General features: G+C 72.5%; 20 protein-coding genes and 3 tRNA genes. 12 read left to right on the top strand and 11 right to left on the bottom strand.

Annotated features, from left to right (window positions below):
- The first annotated feature begins 298 nt into the window (after positions 1 to 298).
- The 3 genes from hrpA (at position 299) to NX801_RS31050 (ending at position 5167) form a co-directional block, all read left to right on the top strand.
- Complete coding sequence (gene hrpA / locus NX801_RS25065) at positions 299 to 4279, top strand: ATP-dependent RNA helicase HrpA (RefSeq protein ID WP_258790170.1); 3981 nt, start codon at positions 299 to 301, stop codon at positions 4277 to 4279.
- A gap of 213 nt (positions 4280 to 4492) precedes the next feature.
- Positions 4493 to 4567, top strand: a tRNA-Asp gene (locus NX801_RS25060).
- A 201-nt stretch (positions 4568 to 4768) separates the two neighbouring features.
- The gene (locus NX801_RS31050) at positions 4769 to 5167 is read left to right on the top strand and encodes a DUF6274 family protein (protein WP_428986224.1); all 399 of its coding nucleotides are present in this window, start codon (positions 4769 to 4771) and stop codon (positions 5165 to 5167) included.
- A gap of 587 nt (positions 5168 to 5754) precedes the next feature.
- On the opposite strand, the gene bldC is transcribed toward NX801_RS31050, so the two are convergent.
- A complete protein-coding gene (gene bldC / locus NX801_RS25050; protein ID WP_020869672.1) occupies positions 5755 to 5961 on the bottom strand; it encodes a developmental transcriptional regulator BldC in 207 nt (68 codons plus the stop codon).
- 628 nt (positions 5962 to 6589) lie between these two features.
- Positions 6590 to 7435, bottom strand: coding sequence for a DUF8083 family protein (locus tag NX801_RS25045; protein ID WP_258790169.1), 846 nt, complete (start codon positions 7433 to 7435; stop codon positions 6590 to 6592).
- Positions 7436 to 7598: 163 nt separating this feature from the next.
- On the opposite strand from NX801_RS25045, the gene NX801_RS25040 reads away from it, so the two are divergent.
- The 3 genes from NX801_RS25040 (at position 7599) to NX801_RS25030 (ending at position 9792) form a co-directional block, all read left to right on the top strand.
- Positions 7599 to 8687 carry a Leu/Phe/Val dehydrogenase gene (locus NX801_RS25040; RefSeq protein WP_258790168.1) on the top strand — a complete coding sequence of 363 codons (1089 nt, stop codon included), beginning with the start codon at positions 7599 to 7601 and terminating at the stop codon, positions 8685 to 8687.
- Between the two features lie 485 nt (positions 8688 to 9172).
- The gene (locus NX801_RS25035; protein WP_258790167.1) at positions 9173 to 9424 is read left to right on the top strand and encodes a DUF3073 domain-containing protein; all 252 of its coding nucleotides are present in this window, start codon (positions 9173 to 9175) and stop codon (positions 9422 to 9424) included.
- A 188-nt stretch (positions 9425 to 9612) separates the two neighbouring features.
- Positions 9613 to 9792: a hypothetical protein gene (locus NX801_RS25030; protein WP_258790166.1), complete on the top strand. Its 180-nt coding sequence runs from the start codon at positions 9613 to 9615 to the stop codon at positions 9790 to 9792.
- On the opposite strand, the gene purM is transcribed toward NX801_RS25030, so the two are convergent.
- From purM to purS, 9 genes are all read right to left on the bottom strand, one after another.
- Complete coding sequence (purM, locus tag NX801_RS25025) at positions 9780 to 10868, bottom strand: phosphoribosylformylglycinamidine cyclo-ligase (protein ID WP_258790165.1); 1089 nt, start codon at positions 10866 to 10868, stop codon at positions 9780 to 9782. The genes NX801_RS25030 and purM overlap by 13 nt on opposite strands.
- Positions 10869 to 11089: 221 nt before the next feature.
- Positions 11090 to 12616, bottom strand: coding sequence for an amidophosphoribosyltransferase (purF, locus tag NX801_RS25020; RefSeq protein WP_258790164.1), 1527 nt, complete (start codon positions 12614 to 12616; stop codon positions 11090 to 11092).
- 512 nt (positions 12617 to 13128) lie between these two features.
- The gene (locus NX801_RS25015) at positions 13129 to 14001 is read right to left on the bottom strand and encodes an META domain-containing protein (protein WP_258790163.1); all 873 of its coding nucleotides are present in this window, start codon (positions 13999 to 14001) and stop codon (positions 13129 to 13131) included.
- A gap of 66 nt (positions 14002 to 14067) precedes the next feature.
- Complete coding sequence (locus tag NX801_RS25010; RefSeq protein WP_258790162.1) at positions 14068 to 14859, bottom strand: maleylpyruvate isomerase family mycothiol-dependent enzyme; 792 nt, start codon at positions 14857 to 14859, stop codon at positions 14068 to 14070.
- 10 nt (positions 14860 to 14869) lie between these two features.
- The gene (locus tag NX801_RS25005) at positions 14870 to 15862 is read right to left on the bottom strand and encodes a M23 family metallopeptidase (protein WP_309505889.1); all 993 of its coding nucleotides are present in this window, start codon (positions 15860 to 15862) and stop codon (positions 14870 to 14872) included.
- Positions 15863 to 15929: 67 nt separating this feature from the next.
- A complete protein-coding gene (locus NX801_RS25000; RefSeq protein WP_258790161.1) occupies positions 15930 to 16517 on the bottom strand; it encodes an ArsR/SmtB family transcription factor in 588 nt (195 codons plus the stop codon).
- 160 nt (positions 16518 to 16677) lie between these two features.
- Complete coding sequence (purL, locus tag NX801_RS24995) at positions 16678 to 18930, bottom strand: phosphoribosylformylglycinamidine synthase subunit PurL (RefSeq protein ID WP_258790160.1); 2253 nt, start codon at positions 18928 to 18930, stop codon at positions 16678 to 16680.
- On the bottom strand, positions 18927 to 19607 hold the full coding sequence (gene purQ / locus NX801_RS24990) for a phosphoribosylformylglycinamidine synthase subunit PurQ (protein ID WP_258790159.1): 681 nt from the start codon (positions 19605 to 19607) through the stop codon (positions 18927 to 18929). The genes purL and purQ overlap by 4 nt, the downstream gene beginning before the upstream one ends.
- Positions 19604 to 19849 (bottom strand): phosphoribosylformylglycinamidine synthase subunit PurS, encoded by a 246-nt coding sequence (purS, locus tag NX801_RS24985; protein WP_073756364.1) that lies wholly within the window; start codon positions 19847 to 19849, stop codon positions 19604 to 19606. The genes purQ and purS overlap by 4 nt, the downstream gene beginning before the upstream one ends.
- Positions 19850 to 20439: 590 nt before the next feature.
- On the opposite strand from purS, the gene NX801_RS24980 reads away from it, so the two are divergent.
- The 6 genes from NX801_RS24980 to NX801_RS24955 all read left to right on the top strand — a co-directional run bounded on the left by NX801_RS24980 (position 20440) and on the right by NX801_RS24955 (position 24891).
- Complete coding sequence (locus tag NX801_RS24980) at positions 20440 to 20784, top strand: histone-like nucleoid-structuring protein Lsr2 (RefSeq protein ID WP_258790158.1); 345 nt, start codon at positions 20440 to 20442, stop codon at positions 20782 to 20784.
- Positions 20785 to 21019: 235 nt separating this feature from the next.
- Positions 21020 to 21094 (top strand) — tRNA-Gly (locus tag NX801_RS24975).
- Between the two features lie 76 nt (positions 21095 to 21170).
- Positions 21171 to 21243 (top strand) — tRNA-Gly (locus tag NX801_RS24970).
- Between the two features lie 352 nt (positions 21244 to 21595).
- The gene (locus NX801_RS24965) at positions 21596 to 22615 is read left to right on the top strand and encodes an ABC transporter ATP-binding protein (RefSeq protein WP_258790157.1); all 1020 of its coding nucleotides are present in this window, start codon (positions 21596 to 21598) and stop codon (positions 22613 to 22615) included.
- A 2-nt stretch (positions 22616 to 22617) separates the two neighbouring features.
- Positions 22618 to 23430 (top strand): ABC transporter permease, encoded by an 813-nt coding sequence (locus tag NX801_RS24960; protein WP_428986223.1) that lies wholly within the window; start codon positions 22618 to 22620, stop codon positions 23428 to 23430.
- A gap of 159 nt (positions 23431 to 23589) precedes the next feature.
- Positions 23590 to 24891 (top strand): sensor histidine kinase, encoded by a 1302-nt coding sequence (locus NX801_RS24955; RefSeq protein WP_258790156.1) that lies wholly within the window; start codon positions 23590 to 23592, stop codon positions 24889 to 24891.
- The last annotated feature ends 232 nt before the right edge of the window (positions 24892 to 25123 follow it).

Raw genomic sequence — 25123 nt, 5'->3', positions numbered from 1 at the left:
AACTACACCCGCCCCCGGCACCCGCCGAGAGGGCCAGCCCACGCCCAGGGGGGAGAGCCAGCCCGCACCCCCGAGCCCCGGGGGGGAGCCAGCCAGCCACCCCGCCGGGGGGAGAGGGCCGCCCGCACCTGGGCGGGAGGAGCACCCCCGCACCGGCATCCCGGCGCCCCGGGGGGGCGGCCCGTGGCCCGGTGCCGACGACGGGGCCGGCCCCCGGGCCGGCGGGCCCGCGTCCGAAACCCCGTACCGGTAAATCGGTTCGCCACTCCCGAGCGCCGGGTGAGATCCTGGAGCCCGTATGTCTACTTCCTTCGCCGACCTCCAGACCCTGCTGACCGAGGTCTCGCCGCGCGACGCGCAGCGGCTCGGCCGCCGTCTCGAGGGCGCCCGCCGCATCCGTAAGCCCGAGGCCCGGCAGGCCGTGCTGGACGAGATCGCCGCCGAGGCCGGCAAGGCCGCCGCCCGGCTCACCGAGCGGGCCGCCAGGGTGCCGGAGGTGACCTACCCCGAGGCACTGCCGGTCAGCCGGAAGAAGGACGACATCCTGGCGGCGATACGCGACCACCAGGTGGTGATCGTCGCCGGTGAGACCGGGTCCGGCAAGACGACCCAGATCCCCAAGATCTGCCTGGAGCTGGGGCGTGGCGTACGGGGCATGATCGGCCACACCCAGCCGCGCCGGATCGCCGCGCGCACGGTGGCCGAGCGGGTGGCGGAGGAGCTGAACACCCCGCTGGGCGAGGCGGTCGGCTGGAAGGTCCGGTTCACCGACCAGGTCGACCGGGACGCGACCTTCGTCAAGCTGATGACCGACGGCATCCTGCTCGCGGAGATCCAGACCGACCGCGAGCTGCGGGCCTACGACACGATCATCATCGACGAGGCCCACGAGCGGTCGCTCAACATCGACTTCCTGCTGGGATATCTGGCCCAGCTGCTCCCCCGCCGCCCGGACCTCAAGGTCGTGATCACCTCCGCGACCATCGACCCGGAGCGGTTCTCCCGGCACTTCGGGGACGCCCCGATCGTGGAGGTCTCGGGGCGTACGTACCCGGTGGAGGTGCGCTACCGGCCGCTCCTGGAGGAGGACTCCGAGGAGAGCGACCGGGACCAGATCACCGCCATCGGCGACGCGGTGGACGAGCTCTGCGCCGAGGGCCCCGGCGACATCCTGGTCTTCCTCTCCGGCGAGCGGGAGATCCGCGACACCGCCGACGCGCTGAACAAGCGGAAGCTGCGGTTCACCGAGGTGCTGCCGCTCTACGCCCGGCTCTCGCACGCCGAGCAGCACCGGGTCTTCCAGCCGCACACCGGCCGGCGGATCGTGCTGGCCACCAATGTCGCCGAGACCTCGCTGACCGTGCCGGGGATCAAGTACGTCATCGACCCGGGCACCGCCCGGATCTCCCGCTACAGCCACCGCACCAAGGTCCAGCGGCTGCCCATCGAGCCGATCAGCCAGGCCAGCGCCAACCAGCGCAAGGGCCGCTGCGGCCGTACCTCGGACGGCATCTGCGTCCGGCTCTACGACGAGGACGACTTCCTCGCCCGGCCGGAGTTCACCGACGCCGAGATCCTCCGCACCAATCTGGCCTCGGTCATTCTCCAGATGACCGCCGCCGGCCTCGGGGACATCGAGAAGTTCCCGTTCATCGACCCGCCGGACCACCGCAACATCCGGGACGGCGTCCAGCTCCTCCAGGAACTCGGCGCGCTCGACCCGGCCGAGAAGGATCCGAAGAAGCGGCTCACCCCCCGCGGCCGGCAGCTCTCCCAGCTCCCCGTGGACCCCCGGCTGGCCCGGATGGTGCTGGAGGCGGACCGGAACGGCTGTGTGCGGGAGGTGATGGTGATCGCCGCCGCGCTCTCCATCCAGGACCCGCGCGAGCGCCCGGCCGAGAAGCAGGCCCAGGCCGATCAGCAGCACGCCCGGTTCAAGGACGAGACCTCCGACTTCCTGGCGTATCTGAACCTCTGGCGGTACGTCCGGGAGCAGCAGAAGGAGCGCGGCTCGTCCAGCTTCCGTCGCATGTGCAAGCAGGAGTATCTGAACTTCCTGCGCATCCGGGAGTGGCAGGACATCTACGCCCAGTTGCGGACGGTGGCCAAGCAGATGGGCATCCACCTCAACGAGGAGGACGCGCCCGCCCAGTCGGTGCACATCTCGCTGCTGGCCGGACTGCTCTCGCACATCGGCCTCAAGGACGTGAAGGAGACCGGCAAGGAGGGCACCGGCGCCGGCCAGAGCGGCCGGGGCACCCCCCGGAACGAGTATCTCGGCGCCCGGGGCGCCAAGTTCGCGGTCTTTCCCGGCTCCGCGCTCTTCCGCAAGCCGCCCCGGTATGTGATGTCCGCCGAGTTGGTGGAGACCTCCCGGCTCTGGGCGCGGGTCAACGCCAGGGTCGAGCCCGAGTGGATCGAGCCGCTCGCCCAGCACCTGGTCAAGCGCACCTACAGCGAGCCGCACTGGGAGAAGGACCAGGCGGCGGTGATGGCGTACGAGAAGGTGACGCTGTACGGCGTGCCGATCGTCGCCCAGCGGAAGGTCAACTACGGCCGGATCGACCCGGAGACCTCGCGGGAACTCTTCATCCGCAACGCCCTGGTGGAAGGTGACTGGCGCACCCACCACAAATTCTTCGCGGACAACCGGAAGCTGCTCACCGAGGTCGAGGAGCTGGAGCACCGGGCCCGCCGCCGGGGCATCCTGGTGGACGACGAGACGCTCTTCGACTTCTACGACCGCCGCGTCCCCGACCATGTGGTCTCCGGTGCGCACTTCGACTCCTGGTGGAAGCACAAGCGCCGCGAGCAGCCCGAACTGCTCGACTTCGAGCGCGAGATGCTCATCACCGAGAAGGCCGGCGCGGTCACCAAGGAGGACTACCCGGACTCCTGGCGGCAGGGACGGCTGAAGTTCCGGGTGACCTATCAGTTCGAGCCCGGCGCGGACGCCGACGGCGTGACCGTGCACCTTCCGCTCCAGGTGCTCAACCAGGTCACCGAGGAGGGCTTCGACTGGCAGATCCCGGGGCTCCGCGAGGACCTGGTGGTGGAGCTGATCCGCTCGCTGCCCAAGCCGATCCGCCGCCACTACGTCCCGGCGCCCAACTACGCCAAGGCGTTCCTGGAGCGGGCCGTACCCCTTCAGGAACCGCTGCCGGCCACCCTGGCCCGGGAGCTCCAGCGGATGGTGGGCGTCCCGGTCACCGCCGCCGACTTCGACCCTTCCCGGATCCCGGACCATCTGAAGGTCACCTTCCGGATCGTGGACGAGCGGCGCCGGAAGCTGGCGGAGGACAAGGACCTGGAGGCGCTCAAGCTGAAGCTGCGCCCCAAGGCCCGGCAGGCGCTCTCCCAGGCCGCCGCGGCCGCCGCCTCCGGTCCGGCCGGCTCCGGGCAGGGCCTGGAGCGCTCGGGGCTGACCGACTGGACGATCGGCACCCTCAGCCGGGTCTTCGAGACCCGCCGGGCCGGCCAGCCGGTCAAGGCGTACCCGGCCCTGGTCGACGCGGGCGACACCGTCTCCGTACGCCTCTTCGACACCGAGGAGGAGCAGGCCGAGGCGATGTGGCGGGGCACCCGGAAGCTGATCATGCTCAACATTCCGGTGAATCCCGCCAAGTTCGCCTCCGACAAGCTGACCAACCAGCAGAAGCTGGCCCTCTCCCGCAATCCGCACGGCTCGGTCCAGGCGCTCTTCGAGGACTGCGCCACCGCCGCCGCCGACCGGCTGATCGCCGAGCACGGCGGCCCGGCCTGGGACGAGGAGTCGTACCGGAAGCTGTACGACCGGGTCCGCGCCGATCTGGTCGACCTGACCGTACGGACGGTGGACCGGGTCCAGCAGATCCTGGCCGCCTGGCAGGCGTGCGAGCGCCGGCTGAAGGCCACCACCAGCCCGACCCTTCTCGCCAATGTCCAGGACGTACGCGCGCAGCTGGCCGCCCTGGTGCCGGCCGGCTTCGTCACCGCCACCGGGCTGCGCCGGCTGCCCGACCTGATGCGCTATCTGGTCGCCGCCGACCGGCGGCTCCAGCAGATGCCGACCTCCGTCCAGCGGGACACCACCCGGATGGAGAAGGTGCACGAGATGAACGACGAGTACGCCTGGCTGCTCGAACAGTTCCCGGCCGGCCGCCCGGTGCCGGGGGCCGTCCGGGACATCCGCTGGATGATCGAGGAGCTGCGGGTGAGCTACTTCGCGCACGCCCTGGGGACGGCGTTCCCGGTCTCGGACAAGCGGATCGTCAAGGCCATCGACGCCGCCGCCCCCTGATCCGGGACACCGGACCGACCCGAACGACGTCCCGCCCGGAAGAGCGCCCGCACGGTGACGAGACCGTCGCGCTGGGTGAGTTCGACCGGGGCGGCCGGGCTGCTGTAGAGTCTCACTCGCAGCCAGCCGAAACCGGCTAGTCCCAGGTGAACCGCAGTGAACTGCAGCGAATCGGGGTGGAACCGGCCGATTCGGCGCACGGCGGCAAAGCTTGGTCCTGTGGAGCAGTTTGGAGTGCTCGCCACCCTGTCAAGGTGGAGGCCGCGGGTTCAAATCCCGTCAGGACCGCAGTGGACGGCCCCGCATCCCTCGTGGAAGCGGGGCCGTCGCCGTGTTCCGGGGCCGGGGCATCCGGCGGCGCGCCCCTTCGGCTCACTCGCCCGGGGTCCGGCGCCCCGGGCCGAACCGCTGCCCCACCTCTTGACGCCGTCAACTGCCGCCGGTACCCAGTCATCAGGGCAACGGGGGCCCTTCAGCGGAGGTGACGTCATGGCGGCGGCGTCCACAACGAAGCACGAGACCCGGGCACTGTTGCGCGCCCATCTGGCGGCCGCGTCCGGCTACCGGCACATCACCCGGCACTGCCCCATCTGCCACCGGCTGCTGCGCCTCGCCCTGGAACCGGCCGAGGACCCCGAGCCGGCGCCGGGGCGGCCGGGCGCACCGGCACCGCCCGCGCCACCCGGCGGCGGCTGCCCCGCGCCCCTGCCCCCCGCCCCGGTGACAGCCGGGCCGCCTAGGGGCGCCGCACGGCCGCCGGCCCCCTCGCGGTCGCCGGGGGGGCGGAAGACGACCGGCACCGCCGGCAGAGCACCCGAAGGGATCCAGGAGCCCCCGGCGCCGGTGGAGCCCGGAAGGACGCCCGGCGGAACGGCCCCCGGCGCCTGACGGCCCCCGGCGCCTGACGACCGACGGCGACGACAGGCGAGAGACCGGCCGACGGCGGGCAGGGGACTGGTCGGCGGACGGCGAGGGAGGGGTCGGCGGACGACGGTGAAGGACCCGTGACGGACCGGCGGGGGCGGCCTGTGCACACCACCCGAACGAGACTGCCGAGTGTGACGCGAGTCACTAAACCTGTTTTACCGAGCGCATAACTTACACCCTCCCTACAACCACCCCATTTAATGCGTGCAATTGCACTCTTCCGGGGGTGCCCGACGCGCTCACGACCGGCCCGTACGGGCGCCCGCGTCCCCTCGCCGCCGCCCTCTCCGCGACCGCCGGATCGACGAACTCCGGGGCGCCCGCGACCACCTCGGCGGACCGCCGGCCCCGGACCCGGCGCCGGTCCGGCCCCGCCCGGGCACCCGGACATCTCCGGAGCTTCCCCCGAAAACGCCAAATCGCGCTGGACCCGGCGGAGTCCAGCGCGATCGTTGGCGAAGAACCTGTTGGGGCAGGCGCCCGCCGATGGAGCTTCAGATGGGCTCACCGGATTGGGGGATCCGGTCGCGCCCGGCCGTGCGGGGCGGTCAGCCCTCGCTGCGCTGCTGCGGAATGCCCGCCAGCAGGGCGCGCACCTCGGCCTCGCGGTAGCGCCGGTGTCCACCCAGCGTGCGGATGGACGTGAGCTTGCCCGCCTTTGCCCAGCGGGTCACCGTCTTGGGGTCCACGCGGAACATCGTGGCTACCTCGGCGGGGGTGAGCAGCGGCTCGGCATCAGGGGTGCGAGCGGTCATGAGCGGCCTCCTCGGGAGAACCGAACCTTCTCGGTTCATTCCTCTAAATTCTGCACCTTGACCCGCGTTGCCCGAAATGGCAGACGCGGGCCGAGTCGGTTATAGGACGAACGGCTTGTCCTCGGCACTACAACTACACCATCTGTCCAGCCACGTTCGGCCAAACCGATGGAATTGCCCTCTCAGGTGTCCATCACCGGCGGAAGCCAATGGACCATGCCATAGCGGACAGTCACGTCACAGTGACGATCAGTCACAGAGCGATCAGGAGCCACCAGACCCCCCATAGCGTGCAACGCTGAAGCCTTCCATCCATATCCGGACGGAAGGAGCCCCCCGGACTCCTTGTCCTATTTTGGCACGAGGGCGGGCGATGCGCGCAAGAGCCCCGTTAGTGCGATCCATCACGCTTGAGGCATAGGCCCGGATCGGGACCAAGGGCCCAGGCCCCATGACCCGGACCCGGGTCCGCGATCCACCGCCCGCGATCCGCGGCCCACCGTCCACGGCCCGGGGCCCACGGCCACCGCCCACGATCCGACCGGCCCCCGGCCCCCGGCCCCCGGCCGGCCCGGTCGCAACCCGGCAGGTCCCGCACCTCCCCTTACGCGGCCGTCCGCCCAACCGCTCAGTTGGCGAACTGCCGGTCGCGCACGGCCCGCCAACGCTCCGTCAGCCGCCGGTACGCCTTCCCCGCCGCGTCCTCGTCCCGGTCCCGCAGCGCCGCGATGCCCTCGGCGACATCGGCCACCGAGTGGTCGCCGGCGAGCACCTCCGGCGCCATCGCGTGCACCAGCCCGCCGTAGTCCAGCTCCACCAGCGAGCGCGGATGGAACTCCTCCAGCCAGCGCCCCACGTCCGTGAGGTTCTCGGTCAACGGGCCCTCGTCGACGGAGTCCCGCAGCGCCTTCAGCGAACGGGCCACCCGCCGCCGGGCCTCCACCATCGGGGTCCGGTAGCGGAGCAGCGGCGTCCCGCCGGGGCCGCCGGCCGGGTCGTACTCCCGCTCCTCGTCCGCGAAGAGCGCGAACCAGCGCATCGGCACCTGCCAGACCGCCGTACGGATCCACGGCCGGGCCTCCGGGTTCCGCTCCCGCCACCGCTCGTGGTCGGCCGCCGCCTGCTCCCGTACGACCGGCGGCAGCGCGGCGTCCAGCACCGACCCGGGCAGCAGCCCCGGCAGCTCGGCCAGGGCCAGCCAGCCGCGCAGCCGGGTGCGCCAGGGGCAGACGCACACCGCGCCGTCGAGCTCCGCCACGAAGGCGTCCGGGCTCTCGTGGGCCGGGAGCGGGGCCGGCGGCGTCGCCAGCAGACCGGCCAGCGAGCGGCGCAGCTCGTCCTGGGCGGTGGGCGCCGTACCGCGCCGGGCGTACCGGGTCCAGTGGCCGCGCTCCGGCTCGGGGAACGCCGCCAGCGGCTCGTACACCCGCAGATAGGACGCGTAGGGAACGAGGACCGAGGAGACGGCTGGCATGCCGCGCATCCTGCCACGCCCGGGCCCCCGCGGACGCCCGGGAGGGTGATCCCGCGCACGGGGGCGGCCCTACGGCCAGGTAGGACTTACTCTCTTGCCCAACACGGTCCTCCCCACCCGCAGGAGGGCCTCAATCGCCGCCTCGTACTTGGGAGTCACCACCGTGACCGATGTGACCGACGGCGTCCTGCACACCCTGTTCCGCTCCGACCAGGGCGGCCACGAACAAGTGGTGCTGTGCCAGGACCGCGCCTCCGGCCTCAAGGCCGTCATCGCCCTCCACTCCACCGCCCTGGGCCCGGCCCTCGGCGGCACCCGCTTCTACCCGTACGCCTCCGAGGAAGCGGCCGTCGCGGACGCGCTCAACCTCTCCCGGGGGATGTCGTACAAGAACGCCCTGGCCGGGCTGGAGCACGGCGGCGGCAAGGCCGTGATCATCGGTGACCCGGAGCAGATCAAGACCGAGGAGCTGCTGCTCGCCTACGGCCGGTTCGTCGCCTCGCTCGGCGGCCGGTACGTCACCGCCTGCGACGTCGGCACCTATGTGGCGGACATGGACGTGGTGGCCCGGGAGAACCGCTGGACCACCGGCCGCTCCCCGGAGCACGGCGGCGCCGGCGACTCCTCGGTGCTCACCGCCTTCGGTGTCTACCAGGGCATGCGGGCCTCCGCCCAGCAGCTCTGGGGCGACCCCGCGCTGCGCGGCCGGAAGATCGGTGTCGCCGGGGTCGGCAAGGTGGGGCACCATCTGGTCGAGCACCTGGTGACGGACGGCGCCGAGGTCGTGGTGACGGATGTCCGCGAGGAGTCGGTGCGCCGGGTGACCGACAGGTTCCCGCAGGTCACGGTGGTCGCGGACACCGACGCCCTGATCCGCACCCCGGGCCTGGACATCTACGCCCCGTGCGCGCTGGGCGGTGCCCTCAACGACGAGACGGTGCCGGTGCTGACGGCGACCGTGGTCTGCGGCGCGGCCAACAACCAGCTCGCCCACCCCGGGGTCGAGAAGGACCTCGCGGACCGGGGGATCCTCTACGCGCCGGACTACGTGGTGAACGCGGGCGGCGTGATCCAGGTCGCGGACGAGCTGCGCGGCTTCGACTTCGACCGGTGCAAGGTGCAGGCGGCGAGGATCTTCGACACCACCCTTGCGATATTCGCACGTGCGAATGAGGACGGGATTCCGCCGGCCGCGGCGGCCGACCGGATCGCCGAGCAGCGGATGGCCGAGGGCCGCGCCGCGCGCCGCTGACCGATCCGCCGACCGATCCGCTGATCGATCCGCCGGCCGAGTGTGCCCGGGAGGGTCACCCGGGTTCGGCGCGGGAACGTTCCCGCGCCGAACCCGGGGCAAGTGTCAGGTTGTCGCGTTCCTTGCGGCGCGACGGGCGGCGGTCTTGCGATCACCGGCCGGGTGCGCCCGCCCCGGGGAACCGGGCGGACCCGGCGGCGGACCGCGGGATCCGGCACGTTCGGCGGGGTACCGGCGAGAGAAGACTCACGCCGGTCGGCGGGTCGCCGTGCGGAAGAGGTTAAAATCGCAGCTGACCAGCGAGGACGGGGCGCCTCGTCGGTCCTGCTCCGGGGCGCGTCATGCGGGCGGCGTACCGTATGGCTGCGGAAGCAGGTACCGTTGAAGCCCTGCGGGCCGGTCTCTCCACGGGGAGCCCGCTCCGCATCATGAACGCGTGTCAAGACTCTGGGGCCGTCGAGCCCCGTCACCGAGGGGGTCGAGCCATGGGGCGCGGCCGGGCAAAGGCCAAGCAGACGAAGGTCGCCCGCCAGCTGAAGTACAGCACCGGCGGAACTGATCTGTCGCGTCTGGCCAGTGAGCTGGGCGCATCGACTTCGAGTCAGCCTCCGAACGGCGAACCGTTCGAGGACGACGAAGAGGACGACCCGTACGCACAGTACGCGGATCTTTACAACGACGACGATGACGAGGACGAGGGTTCCGGTTCGTCGTCGCAGCAGCGTCGCGGCGCTTGACGCACTGGTGCGGCGCCTCTCTTTCCTGGTCAGGAACATGAGCCGTCCGCTCGACGACCGTCCGTCGTCCACCGGTCGCCATTGATCGACACCCACCCGGTCCGGGGCCAGCCCCCGGACCGGGTTCTGTGCTGTCCGCGACCGGGTCGCCCGCGATCTCCGAGACGTGTGTGATCTCCGGGCTCTCCGTGATCCCCGTGATCCCCGAGGCGTTTGTGATCTCGGGGCCGGCCGCGCTCTCCGGGGTGCCCGGATCGCGCGGGGGCGGCGCCCGGCCCGGGCGCCGCCCCCGCGCGGGGGACGGGCCCGGCGCGGGGACGGAGGACGGCGACACCGGCCGCATGGTTCCGGACGACTACCGGGCGTAGCCGTCGACCAGGGTGGCCCCGGTGGTGTGCCGGTCGGTCCGCTCGGTGATCTCACCCGCCACCCAGGCGTCGACACCCCGGTCGGCCAGGGTGGTCAGCGCCACCTCGACCGACTCGGCAGGAACGATCGCCATCATGCCGACGCCCATGTTGAGGGTCCGCTCCAGTTCGAGCAGCTCCACCTGTCCGGCCGAACCGACCAGGTCGAAAATGGCGCCCGGGGCCCAGGTGGACCGGTCGATCGTGGCGTGCAGCCCGTCCGGGATCACCCGGGCCAGATTGGCCGCCAGTCCGCCGCCGGTGATGTGGCTGAACGCGTGCACCTCACTCGTCCGGGTGAGCGCCAGACAGTCGAGCGAGTAGATCCGGGTGGGCTCCAGCAGTTCCTCGCCCAGGGTCCGGCCCAGCTCCCCGACCCGCTGGTCGAGCGTCATCCCGGCCCGGTCGAAGAGGACATGGCGGACCAGCGAGTACCCGTTGGAGTGAAGACCCGAGGAGGCCATCGCGATGACCGCGTCACCCGTACGGATGCGATCGGCACCCAGCAGACGGTCGGCCTCCACCGCGCCCGTGCCGGCGCCGGCGACGTCGAAGTCGTCCGGGCCGAGCAGCCCCGGGTGCTCGGCGGTCTCGCCGCCGATCAGCGCGCAGCCGGCCAGCACACAGCCCTCGGCGATGCCCTTGACGATCGCCGCGACCCGCTCGGGGTGGACCTTGCCGACGCAGATGTAGTCGGTCATGAACAGCGGCTCGGCGCCGCAGACCACGATGTCGTCCATGACCATGGCGACCAGGTCGTGGCCGATGGTGTCGTACACACCCATCCGGCGGGCGATGTCCACCTTGGTGCCGACACCGTCGGTGGCGGAGGCGAGCAGCGGGCGCTCGAAGCGCTTGAGGGCGGAGGCGTCGAACAGCCCGGCGAAGCCGCCGATGCCGCCGAGCACCTCGGGACGCCGGGCCTTGCCGACCCACTCCTTCATCAGCTCGACGGCGCGGTCGCCCGCTTCGATGTCGACGCCCGCGCTCGCGTAGCTGGCACCAGGGGTCTCGGGGGCCCCGGAGGTCTCTGACATGGCGGAGAGAACTTTCCTGTCGTGCGGCGATGCGTACGGGGAGCCGTACGGCGGGTGCTGGGGATGGTAGGGGTGGTGGGGACGGTGAGTCTGGGGGCGGCCGGCGGGGACGAGGAGATCGCCGGGCGACGGCCGGGAACGGTCCGGGCGGGCGGCCGGTGAACCGTCTCGGGGGCCGTCCGGGGACGGCACCGGCGAGACGGGCGTCACCGGCCGCGGGCTCACGGCCTGCGGAGCGCGTCCGCCGCCGCGGTGGCGGCCGGTCCGGCGGCCAGCTCCGTCTCCAGCAGCTGCTTGCCGAGCAGCTCGGGGTCGGGAAGCTCCATCGGGTACTCCCCGTCGAAGCAGGCCCGGCAGAGCTTCGGCTTGTCGATGGTGGTGGCCTCGATCATGCCGTCGATGGAGATGTACGACAGCGAGTCCGCACCCAGCGACCGGCCGATCTCCTCGACCGACATGCCGTTGGCGATCAGCTCGGCGCGGGTGGCGAAGTCGATGCCGAAGAAGCACGGCCACTTCACCGGCGGGGAGGAGATCCGGATGTGGACCTCGGCCGCGCCCGCCTCGCGGAGCATCCGGACCAGCGCGCGCTGGGTGTTGCCCCGGACGATGGAGTCGTCCACGACCACCAGCCGCTTGCCCCGGATGACCTCCTTCAGCGGGTTCAGCTTCAGCCGGATACCGAGCTGGCGGATGGTCTGGGAGGGCTGGATGAAGGTCCGGCCCACATAGGCGTTCTTCACCAGGCCGGCGCCGAACGGGATGCCGCTCGCCTCCGCGTAGCCGATGGCGGCGGGGGTGCCGGACTCCGGGGTCGCTATCACCAGATCGGCGTCGGCAGGCGCCTCGCGGGCCAGCTTGCGGCCCATCTCGACCCGGGAGAGGTAGACGTTCCGGCCCGCGATGTCGGTGTCCGGGCGCGCCAGGTAGACGTACTCGAAGACACAGCCCTTGGGCTTCGCTTCCGCGAACCGCGAGGTGCGGATGCCGTTCTCGTCGATGGCGATCATCTCGCCCGGCTCGACCTCGCGGACCACGCTGGCGCCGCAGATGTCGAGGGCGGCGGTCTCGGAGGCCACCACCCAGCCGCGCTCCAGGCGGCCCAGGACCAGCGGGCGGATGCCCTGCGGGTCGCGGGCGGCGTAGAGGGTGTGTTCGTCCATGAAGACGAGGGAGAAGGCGCCCCGGACGTCGGGCAGCACCTTGGCGGCCGCCTCCTCGACGGTGAGCGGCTTGCCGTCCTCGTCCACCTGGCCCGCCAGCAGGGCGGTGACCAGGTCGGTGTCGTTGGTGGCCGCGACCCGGGCGGACCGGCCGTTCTCCTGGGGGAGGTCCGCGACCATCTCGGCGAGCCGGGCGGTGTTCACCAGGTTGCCGTTGTGGCCGAGCGCGATGGAGCCGTTGGCGGTGGCCCGGAACGTCGGCTGGGCGTTCTCCCACACCGAGGCGCCGGTGGTGGAGTAGCGCGCGTGACCGACCGCGATATGGCCGCGGAGGGAGCTGAGGGATGTCTCGTCGAAGACCTGGGAGACCAGGCCCATGTCCTTGAAGACGAGGATCTGGGAGCCGTTGCTGACCGCGATTCCCGCGGATTCCTGGCCCCGGTGCTGGAGAGCGTAGAGACCGAAGTACGTGAGCTTTGCGACCTCTTCGCCCGGGGCCCAGACGCCGAAGACGCCACAAGCGTCCTGGGGGCCCTTCTCGCCGGGAAGCAGATCGTGATTGAGTCGACCGTCACCACGTGGCACGGCACCGAGTGTAGGCGAGATCGACCACTGGTCCGAATTGGGGACGGCCCCGGGACGCGCCCCTGGAGCCGCCCGTTCCGGACACCCGCCCTCACGGTCGGTCATGGCCACCGCGCTGACCAGGGAGCTTGCTCCGGCCGCCGGGCGGCCACGGGTGTGACGGACCTCGCAGTGAACCGGCCCGAATCCTGCCCCGGCCTCGCCCCGATCCGGCCCCGATCCGGCCTTCCTCTGCCGTCGGGAGCCGGTCGCCGGGCCGGGCCCCGGCTTCTGCGGGCAGCCGGGACCGGGACCGGGCCGAGAATGGCTCATTCCGGGTACGTCTGCCGTGTACGCCTCCGGGGCCGGGTACGCCTCCGAGGGCCTTCCAGGCCGGCTCCGGGCACGGTCCGGGGCCTCACGGGCCGGCTCCGGGACGGTCCGGGGCCTCGCGGACCCGCCCGGGGACGGTCCGGGCTCGCTCCGCGGACGATTCGGGTGCGCGCCCGGGTGTGCCCGCCGGGGCCGCCGGGTCAGCCGCCGACCGGGTACGCGGTGAGGCCCGCGTTGCCGCCGGGGGCGGAGTCGCCCGAGGTCCGGAGCACCAGCTTCCGGTGGTCGATCCGGTAGCTGAGCCCGCCCTTCAGCACCTTCAGCAGTTCCTTCTCGGTCTCGCCCGCCGCGCCCTGGCAGAGCATCCGGGTGGTGACGGGCCGGGTGATCACGAGCGCCCCTTCCGTGGTCCCGCCGGATGGCTCCGGGGCCGCCTTCGTGGCCGGCTCCGGGGTCGTGAAGGTGGCGCTGAACCGGTTGCAGCCGAGGGTGCCGCGTACCGTGCCGTCCTTGCCGAAGACCAGCTTCGCCTTGCCCGGGGCGGGCGTCCCCGGATAGCGGCTCGTGATCTCCCAGGTGGGGCCGACCAGCTTCGCCGGGGGCGCGTCGAACAGCCGGACCGTGTCGCCGCCCTTGCCGGTCAGGGTGAGCTTTCCGGCCGCGACCCGGGCGGTGAGCGGACCGTTGAGCACCGTGCGCAGCGCCTGTTCGGCCTCTCCCCGCTTCCCGTCCGGGCTCGTACAGCTCAACAGTGTGGAGGTCGGCTTGCTGAGGGTGACGGTGTCGCCCTTGACGGTCGCCCCGGCGCTGAACCGGTTGCAGCCGAGATCGCCCTCGGCGCGGTCGGTCTTCGGGTCGATCCGCAGATACGCCCCCGGCGGCACGGTGGTCTTCCGGCCGTCCGCGGTGACGCTCTCGACGGACCAGTGGACGCCGGCGACCTCGGGGTCGGCGGCGACCGTACGGCCGCCCCCTCCGCCGGGCGTCGCCTCCGTGCCGCAGGCGGTGAGGACGAGAAGGGAGGCCGCCAGGGTGGTGGCCGCTGCCAGCTGAGTGCGCGTCGTCGTCTGCATGCCGCTTCGACGGGCTCGGGGACGATCCGGTTCCCCCGGGTGCCGGGCTCCGCATGCCCGTACGGGTCAGCTCATGACCGGGAGCAGGGCGGCGAGGTCGGCCCGCTCGCCGCCGGCGCGGACCCGGGCGGCGGCCACCTCGTCCGCCCACCGCGCCCGGCCGGTGGCGAGCCGGAGCCAGGTCAGCGGGTCGGTCTCCACCACATTGGGCGGGGTGCCCCGGGTGTGCCGGGGGCCCGGGACGCACTGCACCACCGCGTACGGCGGCACCCGCACCTCCACCGAGCCGCCCGGGGCCTTCACCGCCAGCGCGTCCGCCAGCAGCCGTACACAGGCCCCGAGCGCCGCGCGGTCGTACGGCACCGCCAGGCCGGTCGCGGCGTTGAGGTCGTCGGTGTGCACGATCAGCTCGACGGCCCGGGTGACCATCGCGTCGCCCAGCCGCATCGTCCCGGCGCGCATGGCCACCACCCGGTCGTCCGGGGCGTCCGGCAGCACCGCGTCCAGGTCCGCCGCCACCTCCGCGTACAGCCCGGGCAGATCGGCGCCGGCCGCCGCCGTGCGTGCCGCCTCGTCCACCCCGCCGGCCTGCGGGGCGGTGGCGAACGGCCACTCCACCAGCTCCAGTTCCCGGGTGGCCGGCTCCGGCTCGGCGAGGGCCCGGGGCACCGAGCCGTAGCCGAGGGCCAGATGCGCGGCCAGCTCCCGGACCGTCCAGTCACCCAGCCGGGTGGGCGCGGCGAGCTGTTCCGGGGTGAGCCCCAGAACGGCCGCGCGGACGTGGTCGAACTGGGCGCGCACGGCGGCGCGGGTCTTGGCGGGGTCGTAACTGCGGGCGCGCTTCCTGGCCGGGGGCATGCGCCCGAGACTAGCCGGTGCGCCCGGCCGGCGGCCCCCCTGCGACCGGACTTCCGGCCGAGGGGCCGCCGGCGGCCGGACTTCCAGTGGCCGAGCCCTCGGCAGGGGCCTCCTCGGCGGCCGGCCCCTCGGCAGGAGCCTCCTTGGCCGGCGGGGCGGCGATGAAGGTCGTGTTCCCGCCCGGGACGCCGATGCCGCGCCAGCTGAAGGGCACGCCCCGGGCGGCCTCCGGGTCGGGGCCGTCCATCAGCTGGAAGTGGACATGCGGCTCGGTGGAGTTGCCCGAGTTGCCGCACTCCGCGATGAGCTGCCCGGCCACCACCCGGTCCCCCGGCCGCACCCGCAGCGAGCCGCGCCGCAGATGGGCGTAGGCGGCGTACGTACCGCCCGTGCCGCCCGTGCCGTCCGATTCGTCCGAGCCGTCCGCGCTCCCGTCCAGCTTCAGCACCACATGGTTGCCGAAGAGGCCGCGCCAGCCGCCGAGGCTCCGTACCGCCGCCTCGATCAGCGCCAAGTAGGCCATCGCCGGGCCGGAGTTGCGGCTCAGATGGTCGCGCTGCCGGTCGGCCGCGTGGATCACCGTGCCGTCCGCCACCGCGTACACCAGCGCCTCGAAGCCCGGGAAGTCCCGGTTGCGGCGGGCGACCGGCCAGAGGGGCCGGAACGGCGGCCGGGCGCCCTCGTCCGGTTCGGCCACGATGTCGATGGCGTGGCTCTGGGCGTGGCCGTACGTGCCATGGCTCGGCACCTTGTCGGCCGGGCTGTTGAGCGCCAGCCAGCGGTCGGTCACCGGCGGCGCCACCTCGACGGGCGGGCGCGCGGGCCCGGCCGACCGTTCGAGCCGGCGGAAGGCGTACGGCACCAGGCAGCACAGCAGGACGGGCGGGAGCACCCACCACACCGGGGCGTCAAAGCCGAACCGGGCGATCAGGGCCGCCACCACGGCCAGCTGCCCGAGCCGGCTGAGAACCGTTACGGATTTTCGTAATTGGCTGATGTTCATGTGAGCCCTCCAGATAGGTCGATGCGCGGGATGTCCGGGCCCGCCCCGGCCGTTCCGGCCGCCCGTGTCAGCTCCCGGCGGCGGCCAGGACCGTCAGCAGCGGGACCACCCGGGTCGCCGGGACCTCGTACCGGCCGCGCCCGGTGGCGACCAGCCAGCCGGCGGCGGTGAGCTGGCGCAGGTGGTGGTAGATCTGGCCGGTGGTGCCCATGCCGTCCAGTCCGGCCAGCTCGGCGGCGGTGCGGCGGCCGGTGATGATCTCTCCGAGCAACCGGAGGCGGACCGGGTGCCCGAGCGCGGCGAGCGCTTCGGCCGTCCGCCGCGGCCCAGGCGGGCCGGTGGCGTCATCGGCGCTCCCGCCGTGGACCAGGTCCTCGGTGACGTCCGCCGTGCGGCGGGTCTCCTGCCATTCGTACCGCTCGCCGGTGGGCAGTCGTACGGCTCCGGTGAACAGCACCGCGCCGTCCTCCGCGCCCGCCGCCGCGACCTGCTCCTTCAGACCGTTCAGCGCCCAGAACTCGGGGCCCCGGCCGTCCGGCGAGGGACGGGGAGCGGAGAGGGGGCCGGAGGCGGAACCGGAACCTTCGAGGGCGTCAAGCCGCCGTTCGAGTGCGGTGAGCCGCTCCTTCAGCCGCTCCCGTTCCTCCGATGCCATGGTGACGAGATTACGTAATTTCGTAGACATGGGCAACGGCTTGGGGCAGACGAAAGCCCCCGCCCGGCCCCGGGAAGGGGCCGGACGGGGGCTCACGGGCGACGACCGGCAACGGCGGGAGCGCCGTACAGGCTTCGTACGGGCTCAGGCCGGCAGCGGCTCAGGCCAGCAGCGCGGGGACGGTCGCCTCGTGGGCCGTCCGCAGCTCGTCCAGCGAGACGCCGAACTCGCCCTGCACATCGAGCTCCGTGCCGTCCACGACCCCGATCCGGGTCGCGGGCAGCCCGCGCGCGCCGCACATGTCGGTGAAGCGGAGCTCCTCGCTGCGCGGGACGGCGACGACCGCGCGGCCCGCCGACTCGCTGAACAGGAAGGTGAAGGCGTCCAGGCCGTCCGGGACGACCAGCCGGGCGCCGGTGCCGCCGCGCAGACAGGACTCCACCACCGCCTGGACCAGACCGCCGTCCGAGAGGTCGTGGGCGGCGTCGATCATGCCGTCCCGGGAGGCGGAGATCAGGATCTCGCCCAGCAGCTTCTCGCGGGCCAGGTCCACCCGGGGCGGCAGTCCGCCGAGGTGCCCGTGGACCACCTCGGACCAGGCCGAGCCACCGAACTCCTCGCGGGTGTCGCCCAGCAGGTAGAGCAGCTGGCCCTCCTCCGCGAAGGCGATCGGCGTACGGCGGGTCACGTCGTCGATCACACCCAGCACCGCGACCACCGGCGTCGGGTGGATAGCCACCTCACCGGTCTGGTTGTAGAGCGAGACATTGCCACCGGTCACCGGGGTGCCCAACTCCAGGCATCCGTCGGCCAGTCCACGGGTGACCTCGGCGAACTGCCACATCACGGCCGGGTCCTCGGGCGAGCCGAAGTTGAGGCAGTCGGAGATGGCCAGCGGCCTGGCCCCGGAGGCGGCGACATTGCGGTACGCCTCCGCCAGCGCCAACTGCGCGCCCGTGTACGGATCGAGCTTGGCGTACCGGCCGTTGCCGTCCGTCGCCATGGCGACCCCGAGGTTGGTCTCCTCGTCGATCCGGATCATGCCGGCGTCCTCGGGCTGGGCGAGGACCGTGTTGCCCTGCACGAAACGGTCGTACTGGTCGGTGATCCACGCCTTGGACGCCTGGTTGGGGTGGGCCACCAGCTTCAGGACCTGGTCCTTCAGCTCGGCGCCGGTCCCCGGGCGGGGCAACGTGCCGGCGTCGTCGGCCTGGAGGGCGTCCTGCCACTCCGGACGGGCGTACGGCCGGTGGTAGGTCGGGCCCTCGTGGGCGACCGAGCGCGGCGGCACGTCCACGATCTGCTCGCCGTGCCAGTAGATCTCCAGCCGCTCGCCGTCGGTGACCTCACCGATGACGGTGGCGATGACGTCCCACTTCTCGCAGATGGCGAGGAAGCGCTCGACCTTGTCCGGCTCCACGACGGCGCACATGCGCTCCTGCGACTCGCTCATGAGGATCTCCTCCGGCGAGAGCGTGGCGTCGCGCAGCGGCACGGTGTCCAGCTCGACCCGCATGCCGCCCGAACCGGCCGAGGCCAGCTCGCTGGTGGCGCAGGAGAGGCCGGCGCCGCCGAGGTCCTGGATGCCCGCGACCAGTTTCTCGCGGAAGATCTCCAGGGTGCACTCGATGAGCAGCTTCTCCTGGAACGGGTCACCGACCTGGACGGCGGGGCGCTTGGTGGGCTTGCCCGCGGCGTCGAAGGTCTCCGAGGCGAGGACCGAGACGCCGCCGATGCCGTCGCCGCCGGTGCGGGCGCCGTACAGGATCACCTTGTTGCCCGGACCCGACGCCTTGGCGAGGTGCAGGTCCTCGTGCTTCATCACACCGATGCAGCCGGCGTTGACCAGCGGGTTGCCCTGGTAGCAGGAGTCGAAGACGACCTCGCCGCCGATGTTGGGCAGGCCCAGGCAGTTGCCGTAGCCGCCGATGCCCGCGACCACGCCCGGCAGCACGCGCTTGGTGTCGGGGTGGTCGGCGGCGCCGAAGCGCAGCGGGTCCACCACGGCGACCGGGCGGGCGCCCATCGCCAGGATGTCGCGGACGATGCCGCCGATGCCGGTGGCCGCGCCCTGGTAGGGCTCGATGTAGCTGGGGTGGTTGTGCGACTCGACCTTGAAGGTCACCGCGTACCCCTGGCCGACGTCCACCACGCCGGCGTTCTCCCCGATGCCGACGAGCATCGCGTCGGACTCGGGCTTCTTCTCGCTGAACTGCTTCAGATGGACCTTGCTGCTCTTGTACGAGCAGTGCTCGGACCACATGACGGAGTACATGGCGAGTTCGGCGCCGGTGGGGCGGCGGCCCAGGATCTCCCGGATGCGCGCGTACTCGTCCTGCTTCAGCCCGAGTTCGGCCCACGGCTGCTCGACGTCGGGCGTCCCGCCCGCGTGCTTGACCGTATCGAGGGTCATGCGGAAACCAACTTCTTCAGGATCGAGGTGAAGAACCCGAGGCCGTCGGTGCGGCCGGTGCCGACCAGCGGCTCGACCGCGTGCTCCGGGTGCGGCATCAGACCGACGACATTGCCGGCGGCGTTGGTGATGCCCGCGATGTCACGGAGCGAGCCGTTGGGATTGCCACCGAGGTACCGGAACGCGACCCGGCCCTCCGCCTCCAGCTCGTCCAGCACCCGCTCGTCGGCCACGTACCGGCCGTCCATGTTCTTCAGCGGTACGGAGATCTCCTGGCCGGCCTCGTAGTCGGCGGTCCAGGCGGTGGTGGCGTTCTCCACCCGCAGCTTCTGGTCGCGGCAGACGAAGTGCAGGTGGTCGTTGCGCAGCATCGCGCCGGGCAGCAGATGCGCCTCGGTGAGGACCTGGAAGCCGTTGCAGATGCCGAGAACCGGAAGTCCGGACCTCGCCTGCTCGATGATGGTCTCCATCACCGGCGAGAACCGGGAGATGGCACCGGCGCGCAGATAGTCGCCGTAGCTGAAACCGCCCGCCAGAACCACGGCGTCGACCTGGTGCAGATCCTTGTCGCGGTGCCAGAGCGAAACCGGCTCGGCGCCCGCGATACGGGCCGCGCGCAGCGCGTCCCGGTCGTCCAGAGTGCCGGGAAAGGTGACGACTCCGATACGAGCGGTCACGACTCCACCTTCACGACGAAGTCCTCGATGACGGTGTTGGCGAGGAAGGTTTCGGCCATCTCATGGATGCGGGCCAGGGCGGCGTCGTCGACCGGCCCCTCCACGTCCAGTTCGAAGCGCTTTCCCTGGCGGACGTCCGCGATCCCCTCGAAGCCGAGACGGGGCAGTGCGCGCTGCACCGCCTGTCCCTGCGGGTCGAGGATCTCCGGCTTGAGCATGACGTCGACTACGACGCGTGCCACTGGCACTCCCGGTGGTGTGTTGCGTGGGCGGTTCCCTCAGCGTACCTGTCTCCAAATTCTACGCGAGTAGATTTCTGTAGGAGTCTACGAAGGATTCTCCGCCGACCGGCGTGCCACTGCCCCGACACCGGCCGGCACCGGCCGGCACCGCCCGGGCACTGCCCGACCCGGCCGGCCCCGGGCCCGTTCCGATGCGGCCTGCCCCGGGAGTCGCACCCCGGTGACCCCACTCGCTTCGGGACCCGCGCCCCCACCCCTCCTCCCCCTCCTCCCCCGCCTCGCGTTTCCCCTTCATCCGCGACCCCGGCCCCGGCTCGTTGCAAACGGGAAAAACCTGGAAAACAAAGCCGCAGGCCATTGCGGCGGGACACGCGATGCAATTGGCTGGACTTCCCCGGGCGACGCGTTCCGGGTACAAAGGAATGCAGCGAAAAACAGCATTCCCCGACAACAGCCGTGAAGTCGGTTTCGCCGCACGTCAGCAGGGTGCCCGGCCCCCGGAAGCACCGGGTGCCGTCCGGGCGCCGGAGACACGTGGGTGCCGGGCACTCGCGAGCGGTGCGGCGACCCGCACGAAAGGACCGATATCCGTGGCGCAGCGCGTAGTGGTCACGCTCTTCGACGACATCGACGGCGGAGAAGCGGCGGAAACGGTCGCCTTCGGTCTCGACGGAAAGTCGTACGAGATCGACCTCAATCCCGCCAATGCCAAGAAACTGCGCAAGGCCCTCGCCCCCTACATGGCGGCCGGGCGGAAGCAGGCGGCCGAGCGGGCCCGGAAGACCGGCCAGGCGCGTGCGGTCACCTACCGCCACACCGCCGTCGCGCCCGACCCGGCGGCCGTACGCGCCTGGGCGCAGTCCAACCGGCTGGAGGTGCCCGCGCGCGGCCGCATCCCGAAGCGGATCTACGAGGCGTTCGAACAGGCCGGCTGAGCGCGCGGCCGGGCGGGACTTCCGACCCCGAGACCGGAACCGGGCGCCGTCCTGGATTTCGGGCACGGGGCTCCGGGGGGCCCGGTTCCCGGGGCGGGAGGGCTGCGGGGGCCGGGTCGGGGCGCCCGGGGCGGGGGCCGGCGGAACCCGGAGTTGCGCGACACCCCCGGTGATCGGCTAGAGTCTGGAGCACGCCGAGGGGCGAGGCCGAAAAGCCAAGCGCCTCACGGAGCGTGCGGGTGTAGTTCAGTAGTAGAACATCCCCCTTCCAGGGGGAAGGCGCAGTGTGCGATTCCTGTCACCCGCTCCACCTCATCGACCCGACCACTCAGGTGGTTCGGGTAAGGTGATGGAGCACCGCCCGGTGAGAGCCGAGCGGGAGCAATGCGGACGTGGCTCAGTTGGTAGAGCATCACCTTGCCAAGGTGAGGGTCGCGAGTTCGAATCTCGTCGTCCGCTCAGTGAGAAGACCCCGGTCGAATGATCGGGGTCTTCGTCGTTTCCCAACTTTCTCAGCTTTCTCAGCTTTCCCAGCCTTCCCGCGCTTTCCGGCGCTTCTCGCCGTCTCCGGGCATCTTCGAGTCCCCCAGGCGCGTCAGGCGGGTCGCCAGGCGTCCGCACGGTCCCCCGGCTCGGTCCGGGGTGTCCCGTGCCGGGCGGTCCCGGCTCGGTCCGGGGGTCCCAGCTCGGTCCGGGCGGTCCCGGTCCCGGGGCCCCGATCAGCTTCCGGGGCGCAGGCGATGACATTTGTCATCCGGGCCGATGACAGCGCGCACTGCCCTCCCTCGCCACCCGGCGGAAGCCTGGACCCATGACCAGTGACGACAGAGCCGTCCGCGCCACCGTGCCCGTGGCCGGCGGCGGGACGCGGGCAGGAGCCGGGGGCGGGACCGGGGCCGGCGGGGACGGCGCCGGGCCGGTGATCGAGGCCGCGGGCCTCCGGCGTACGTACTCCGGCGGTTTCGAGGCGGTGTCCGGCATCGACCTCACCGTGGCGCGCGGCGAGATCTTCGCGCTGCTCGGCACCAACGGCGCGGGCAAGACCTCCACCGTGGAAGTGCTGGAGGGCCTCGCCCGGCCCAGCGGCGGCCGGGTGCGGGTGCTCGGGCACGATCCGTACCGGGAACGGGTCGCGGTGCGGCCGAGGGTCGGGGTGATGCTCCAGGAGGGCGGCTTCCCGTCCGAGCTGAAGGTGCGGGAGACCGTACGGATGTGGGCCGGGTGCACCAGCGGTGCCCGCCCGGCCGGCGAGGCGCTGGAGCTCGTCGGGCTGGCCGCCCGGAGCGAGGTGCGGGTCAAGCAATTGTCCGGCGGTGAGCGGCGGCGGCTCGATCTGGCGCTGGCCCTGCTGGGCCGGCCCGAGGTGCTGTTCCTCGACGAACCGTCCACCGGGCTGGACGCGGAGGGGCGGCGGGACACCTGGCGGCTGGTGCGGGAACTTCGCGCGGCCGGCACCACCGTGCTGCTGACCACGCATTACCTGGAGGAGGCCGAATCGCTCGCCGACCGGCTGGCGATCATGCACCGGGGCCGGATCGTGGCCTCCGGTACGCCGGCGGAGGTGACCGCGGCCCGGCCGGCCCGGATCCGGTTCGCGCTGCCCGACGGGGTCGACGCCGCCCGGCTGCCGCTGACACTGCGGGCCGCGCGGGCGGACGACACCGGGCGCCGGATCGAGGTCCGTACCCACCGGCTCCAGGACGACCTGGCCGAACTGCTGCTCTGGGCCCGGCGGGAGAACGTACGGCTGGACGGGCTCGACGCCCGCTCGGCCAGCCTGGAGGAGGCGTTCCTGGACATCGCGCGGACCACCGAGACGGCGGGGGTGTGACCATGGCCACACCCATGAACCGCGCGGCGGAACGGAAGTCCCGGACGGCGCGTACGACGGTGACGGGGCGGCTGGGCGCGCTCGGCCGGGCGGAGCTGACCCTCCTCGTACGCAATCGGTACGCCCTCTTCACGGCGCTGCTGATGCCCGCCCTGATGGTGGCGTTCATGCGGACGGCGCTGGACGGGGTCGGCCTCGGCGGGTCCGGGCTGAGCGTCCTGGAGGCGACGCTGACCGGCGGCATCGGGATGGTGCTGCTGCTGGTGGTCCATCTGAACCTGGTCTCGGCGTATGTGGCGCGCCGCGAGGAACTGGTGCTGAAGCGGCTGCGGACCGGCGAGGTGACGGACCCGGAGATCCTCGTGGGCACCGCCCTGCCCGCGGTGGTGGCGGCGCTGGTCCAGTGCGTGCTGCTGGTGGTGGCGGGGGTCGGGTTCCTGGACGTGACCGCGCCGCGCTCCCCGCTGCTGCTGCTCGGGGGCACCCTGCTGGGGACGGTGCTGATGGCCGCGCTCGCCGGGGTCACCGCGATCGTCACCCGGACGGTGGAGAGCGCCCAGCTCACGACGTTGCCGATGTTCATGATCTCGGCGGTGGGCTCCGGCCTGTTCGTCCCGCTGGACGTCTTCCCGGGCGGGCTGGCCTCGGTGTGCGAGCTGCTGCCGCTCTCAGGGGTGGTCACCCTGGTGCGGGCCGGCTGGGTCGGCGGCCCGGACGGCCGGGAGGTGCTGACGGCCGCGCTCACCGCGGCGGTCTGGACACTGCTCTCGGTCTACGTCCTCCGGCGGTGGTTCCGCTGGGAGCCGCGTCGCTGAAAGTCTCTGCGGGTCCCTGAAGGTCGCCGGGGTTCGCGGACGAACGACGGCGGATCAGGGCGGTTCACGACGGTTCACGACGGACGACAACAGACGATGGCAGACGACGGAAGACGACGCCGGAAGACGACGGAAGACGACGGAAGACGGAGCGGGGCCATGAGGCGGCTGACCGGATGGTGGAGCGGCCGGAGCAATCCGGAGAAGGTCGAGCTCTACACCCGGTGGTCGTTCCACCTCTTCGTGGTGATGGAGATGGGCTCCGCGCTGCTCGCGGGCGGCCGCCCGACGCTCTGGGCGCTGCTGGTCTTCGCGCACGCCCTCACCTTCGGATGGCTCTGCTCCCGGGCGCTGGACTGGGCGCTGGGCCGCCGGGAGCGACCGTACCGGCTCATGGCGGCGTACGCGGTGATCACGGGCGGCGGCGCCTGCGCGATCCTGCTGTTCCACCGGCCGGACGGAACCGGCGACACGACGCCGGCCGTGGTGTCGGTGGTCTTCCTGCTCGCGTTCGGCATCGCCGGGCTGGTGCTCTGCCTCCGGCGGGCGCGGCACATGCTGTATCTGGTCCTCGCCACGTCGACGGCGGCCCCGCTCGTCGCGCTGGCGTTGGGGCTGCCCGCCACCGGGGCCCTCGCCCTGCTGATCGGCGTCTGCTGCGCCGGGCTGGGCCTCGCTTTCACCAGCGGCTTCTCCGCGTGGCTGGTGAAAGCGGTCTGGCAGCTGGACGCGGCGCGGGAATTGCAGGCCCGGCTCGCGGTGGCGGAGGAGCGGCTGCGGTTCGGGCGGGACCTCCACGATGTGCTGGGCCGCAATCTGTCGGTGATCGCGCTCAAGAGCGAGCTGGCGGTGCGACTGGCCCGGCGCGGTGCCCAGGAGCGGGCGGCGGACGAGATGACCGAGGTCCAGCGGATCGCCCGGGAGTCCCAGCGGGAGGTGCGGGACGTCGTACGGGGCTACCGCGAGGCGGATCTCGGCACCGAACTGGAGGGCGCCCGGAGCATCCTGGCCGCGGCGGGCATCGCCTGCGTGGTCGAGGCGGGCGGCGCCGGGACATGGCCGGCGGCGGTGCAGTCGGCGCTCGGCTGGGTGGTCCGGGAGGCCACCACCAATGTGCTCCGGCACAGCGACGCCCGCCGGTGCACGGTGTCGGTCGCGGTGTCGGCGGAGGACGGCTGCGCGGTGCTGGTGGTGGAGAACGACGGGCTCACCGGCGACGGGGGCCCCTCCGGTGCGCCCGCGAGCCGGGGCTTGCCCGGACCCGGTTCGGGGCTGGCCGGGCTGCGGGAGCGGCTGGCCGCGCTGGACGGCGCGCTGGCGGCCGGGCGGCTCGGCGACGACCGGTTCCGGGTGACCGCCCGGGTGCCGGTGACGCCGCCGGGTACGGGCGGCGGGGAAGACGGGAATCCCGGTGCGGGACGGTGGTACGGGCGTACGGAAGTGGAGGACGGACGGACATGAGTGGCGAGCGGAACGGGACGCCGGCGCCGGCCGGCCCGGGCGGGGCCCCCGCCGGCGGCCCCGACGGACCCACCGGCGGGGGCGCGGGGCCGGACAGGGGGACGGAGCCCGGCGGCCGGGGCACGGAGTCCGGCGGACCGGTTACGGCGCCCGGCGGCCGGCGTCCGGGGTTCGGTGGCCCGGGTACGGAGCCCGGTGGCCGGCGTACGGGGTTCGATGGCCCGGGCACGGA

This window comes from Streptomyces pyxinae, assembly GCF_024756275.1.
In the GTDB taxonomy this organism is placed as follows: Bacteria; Actinomycetota; Actinomycetes; order Streptomycetales; family Streptomycetaceae; genus Streptomyces; species Streptomyces pyxinae.
Note: the sequence above shows the minus strand (reverse complement) of the source record. Positions and strands in the feature narration are given on the sequence as shown.

What these genes read in the sequence shown, in the direction of transcription:
- hrpA (WP_258790170.1), top strand. Translation starts at nt 299, where the DNA reads ATGTCTACTTCCTTCGCCGACCTCCAGACCCTGCTGACCGAGGTCTCG.
- NX801_RS31050 (WP_428986224.1), top strand. Translation starts at nt 4,769, where the DNA reads ATGGCGGCGGCGTCCACAACGAAGCACGAGACCCGGGCACTGTTGCGC.
- bldC (WP_020869672.1), bottom strand. Translation starts at nt 5,961, where the DNA reads ATGACCGCTCGCACCCCTGATGCCGAGCCGCTGCTCACCCCCGCCGAG.
- NX801_RS25045 (WP_258790169.1), bottom strand. Translation starts at nt 7,435, where the DNA reads ATGCCAGCCGTCTCCTCGGTCCTCGTTCCCTACGCGTCCTATCTGCGG.
- NX801_RS25035 (WP_258790167.1), top strand. Translation starts at nt 9,173, where the DNA reads ATGGGGCGCGGCCGGGCAAAGGCCAAGCAGACGAAGGTCGCCCGCCAG.
- purM (WP_258790165.1), bottom strand. Translation starts at nt 10,868, where the DNA reads ATGTCAGAGACCTCCGGGGCCCCCGAGACCCCTGGTGCCAGCTACGCG.
- NX801_RS25015 (WP_258790163.1), bottom strand. Translation starts at nt 14,001, where the DNA reads ATGCAGACGACGACGCGCACTCAGCTGGCAGCGGCCACCACCCTGGCG.
- NX801_RS25010 (WP_258790162.1), bottom strand. Translation starts at nt 14,859, where the DNA reads ATGCCCCCGGCCAGGAAGCGCGCCCGCAGTTACGACCCCGCCAAGACC.
- NX801_RS25005 (WP_309505889.1), bottom strand. Translation starts at nt 15,862, where the DNA reads ATGAACATCAGCCAATTACGAAAATCCGTAACGGTTCTCAGCCGGCTC.
- NX801_RS25000 (WP_258790161.1), bottom strand. Translation starts at nt 16,517, where the DNA reads ATGGCATCGGAGGAACGGGAGCGGCTGAAGGAGCGGCTCACCGCACTC.
- purL (WP_258790160.1), bottom strand. Translation starts at nt 18,930, where the DNA reads ATGACCCTCGATACGGTCAAGCACGCGGGCGGGACGCCCGACGTCGAG.
- NX801_RS24965 (WP_258790157.1), top strand. Translation starts at nt 21,596, where the DNA reads ATGACCAGTGACGACAGAGCCGTCCGCGCCACCGTGCCCGTGGCCGGC.
- NX801_RS24960 (WP_428986223.1), top strand. Translation starts at nt 22,618, where the DNA reads ATGGCCACACCCATGAACCGCGCGGCGGAACGGAAGTCCCGGACGGCG.
- NX801_RS24955 (WP_258790156.1), top strand. Translation starts at nt 23,590, where the DNA reads ATGAGGCGGCTGACCGGATGGTGGAGCGGCCGGAGCAATCCGGAGAAG.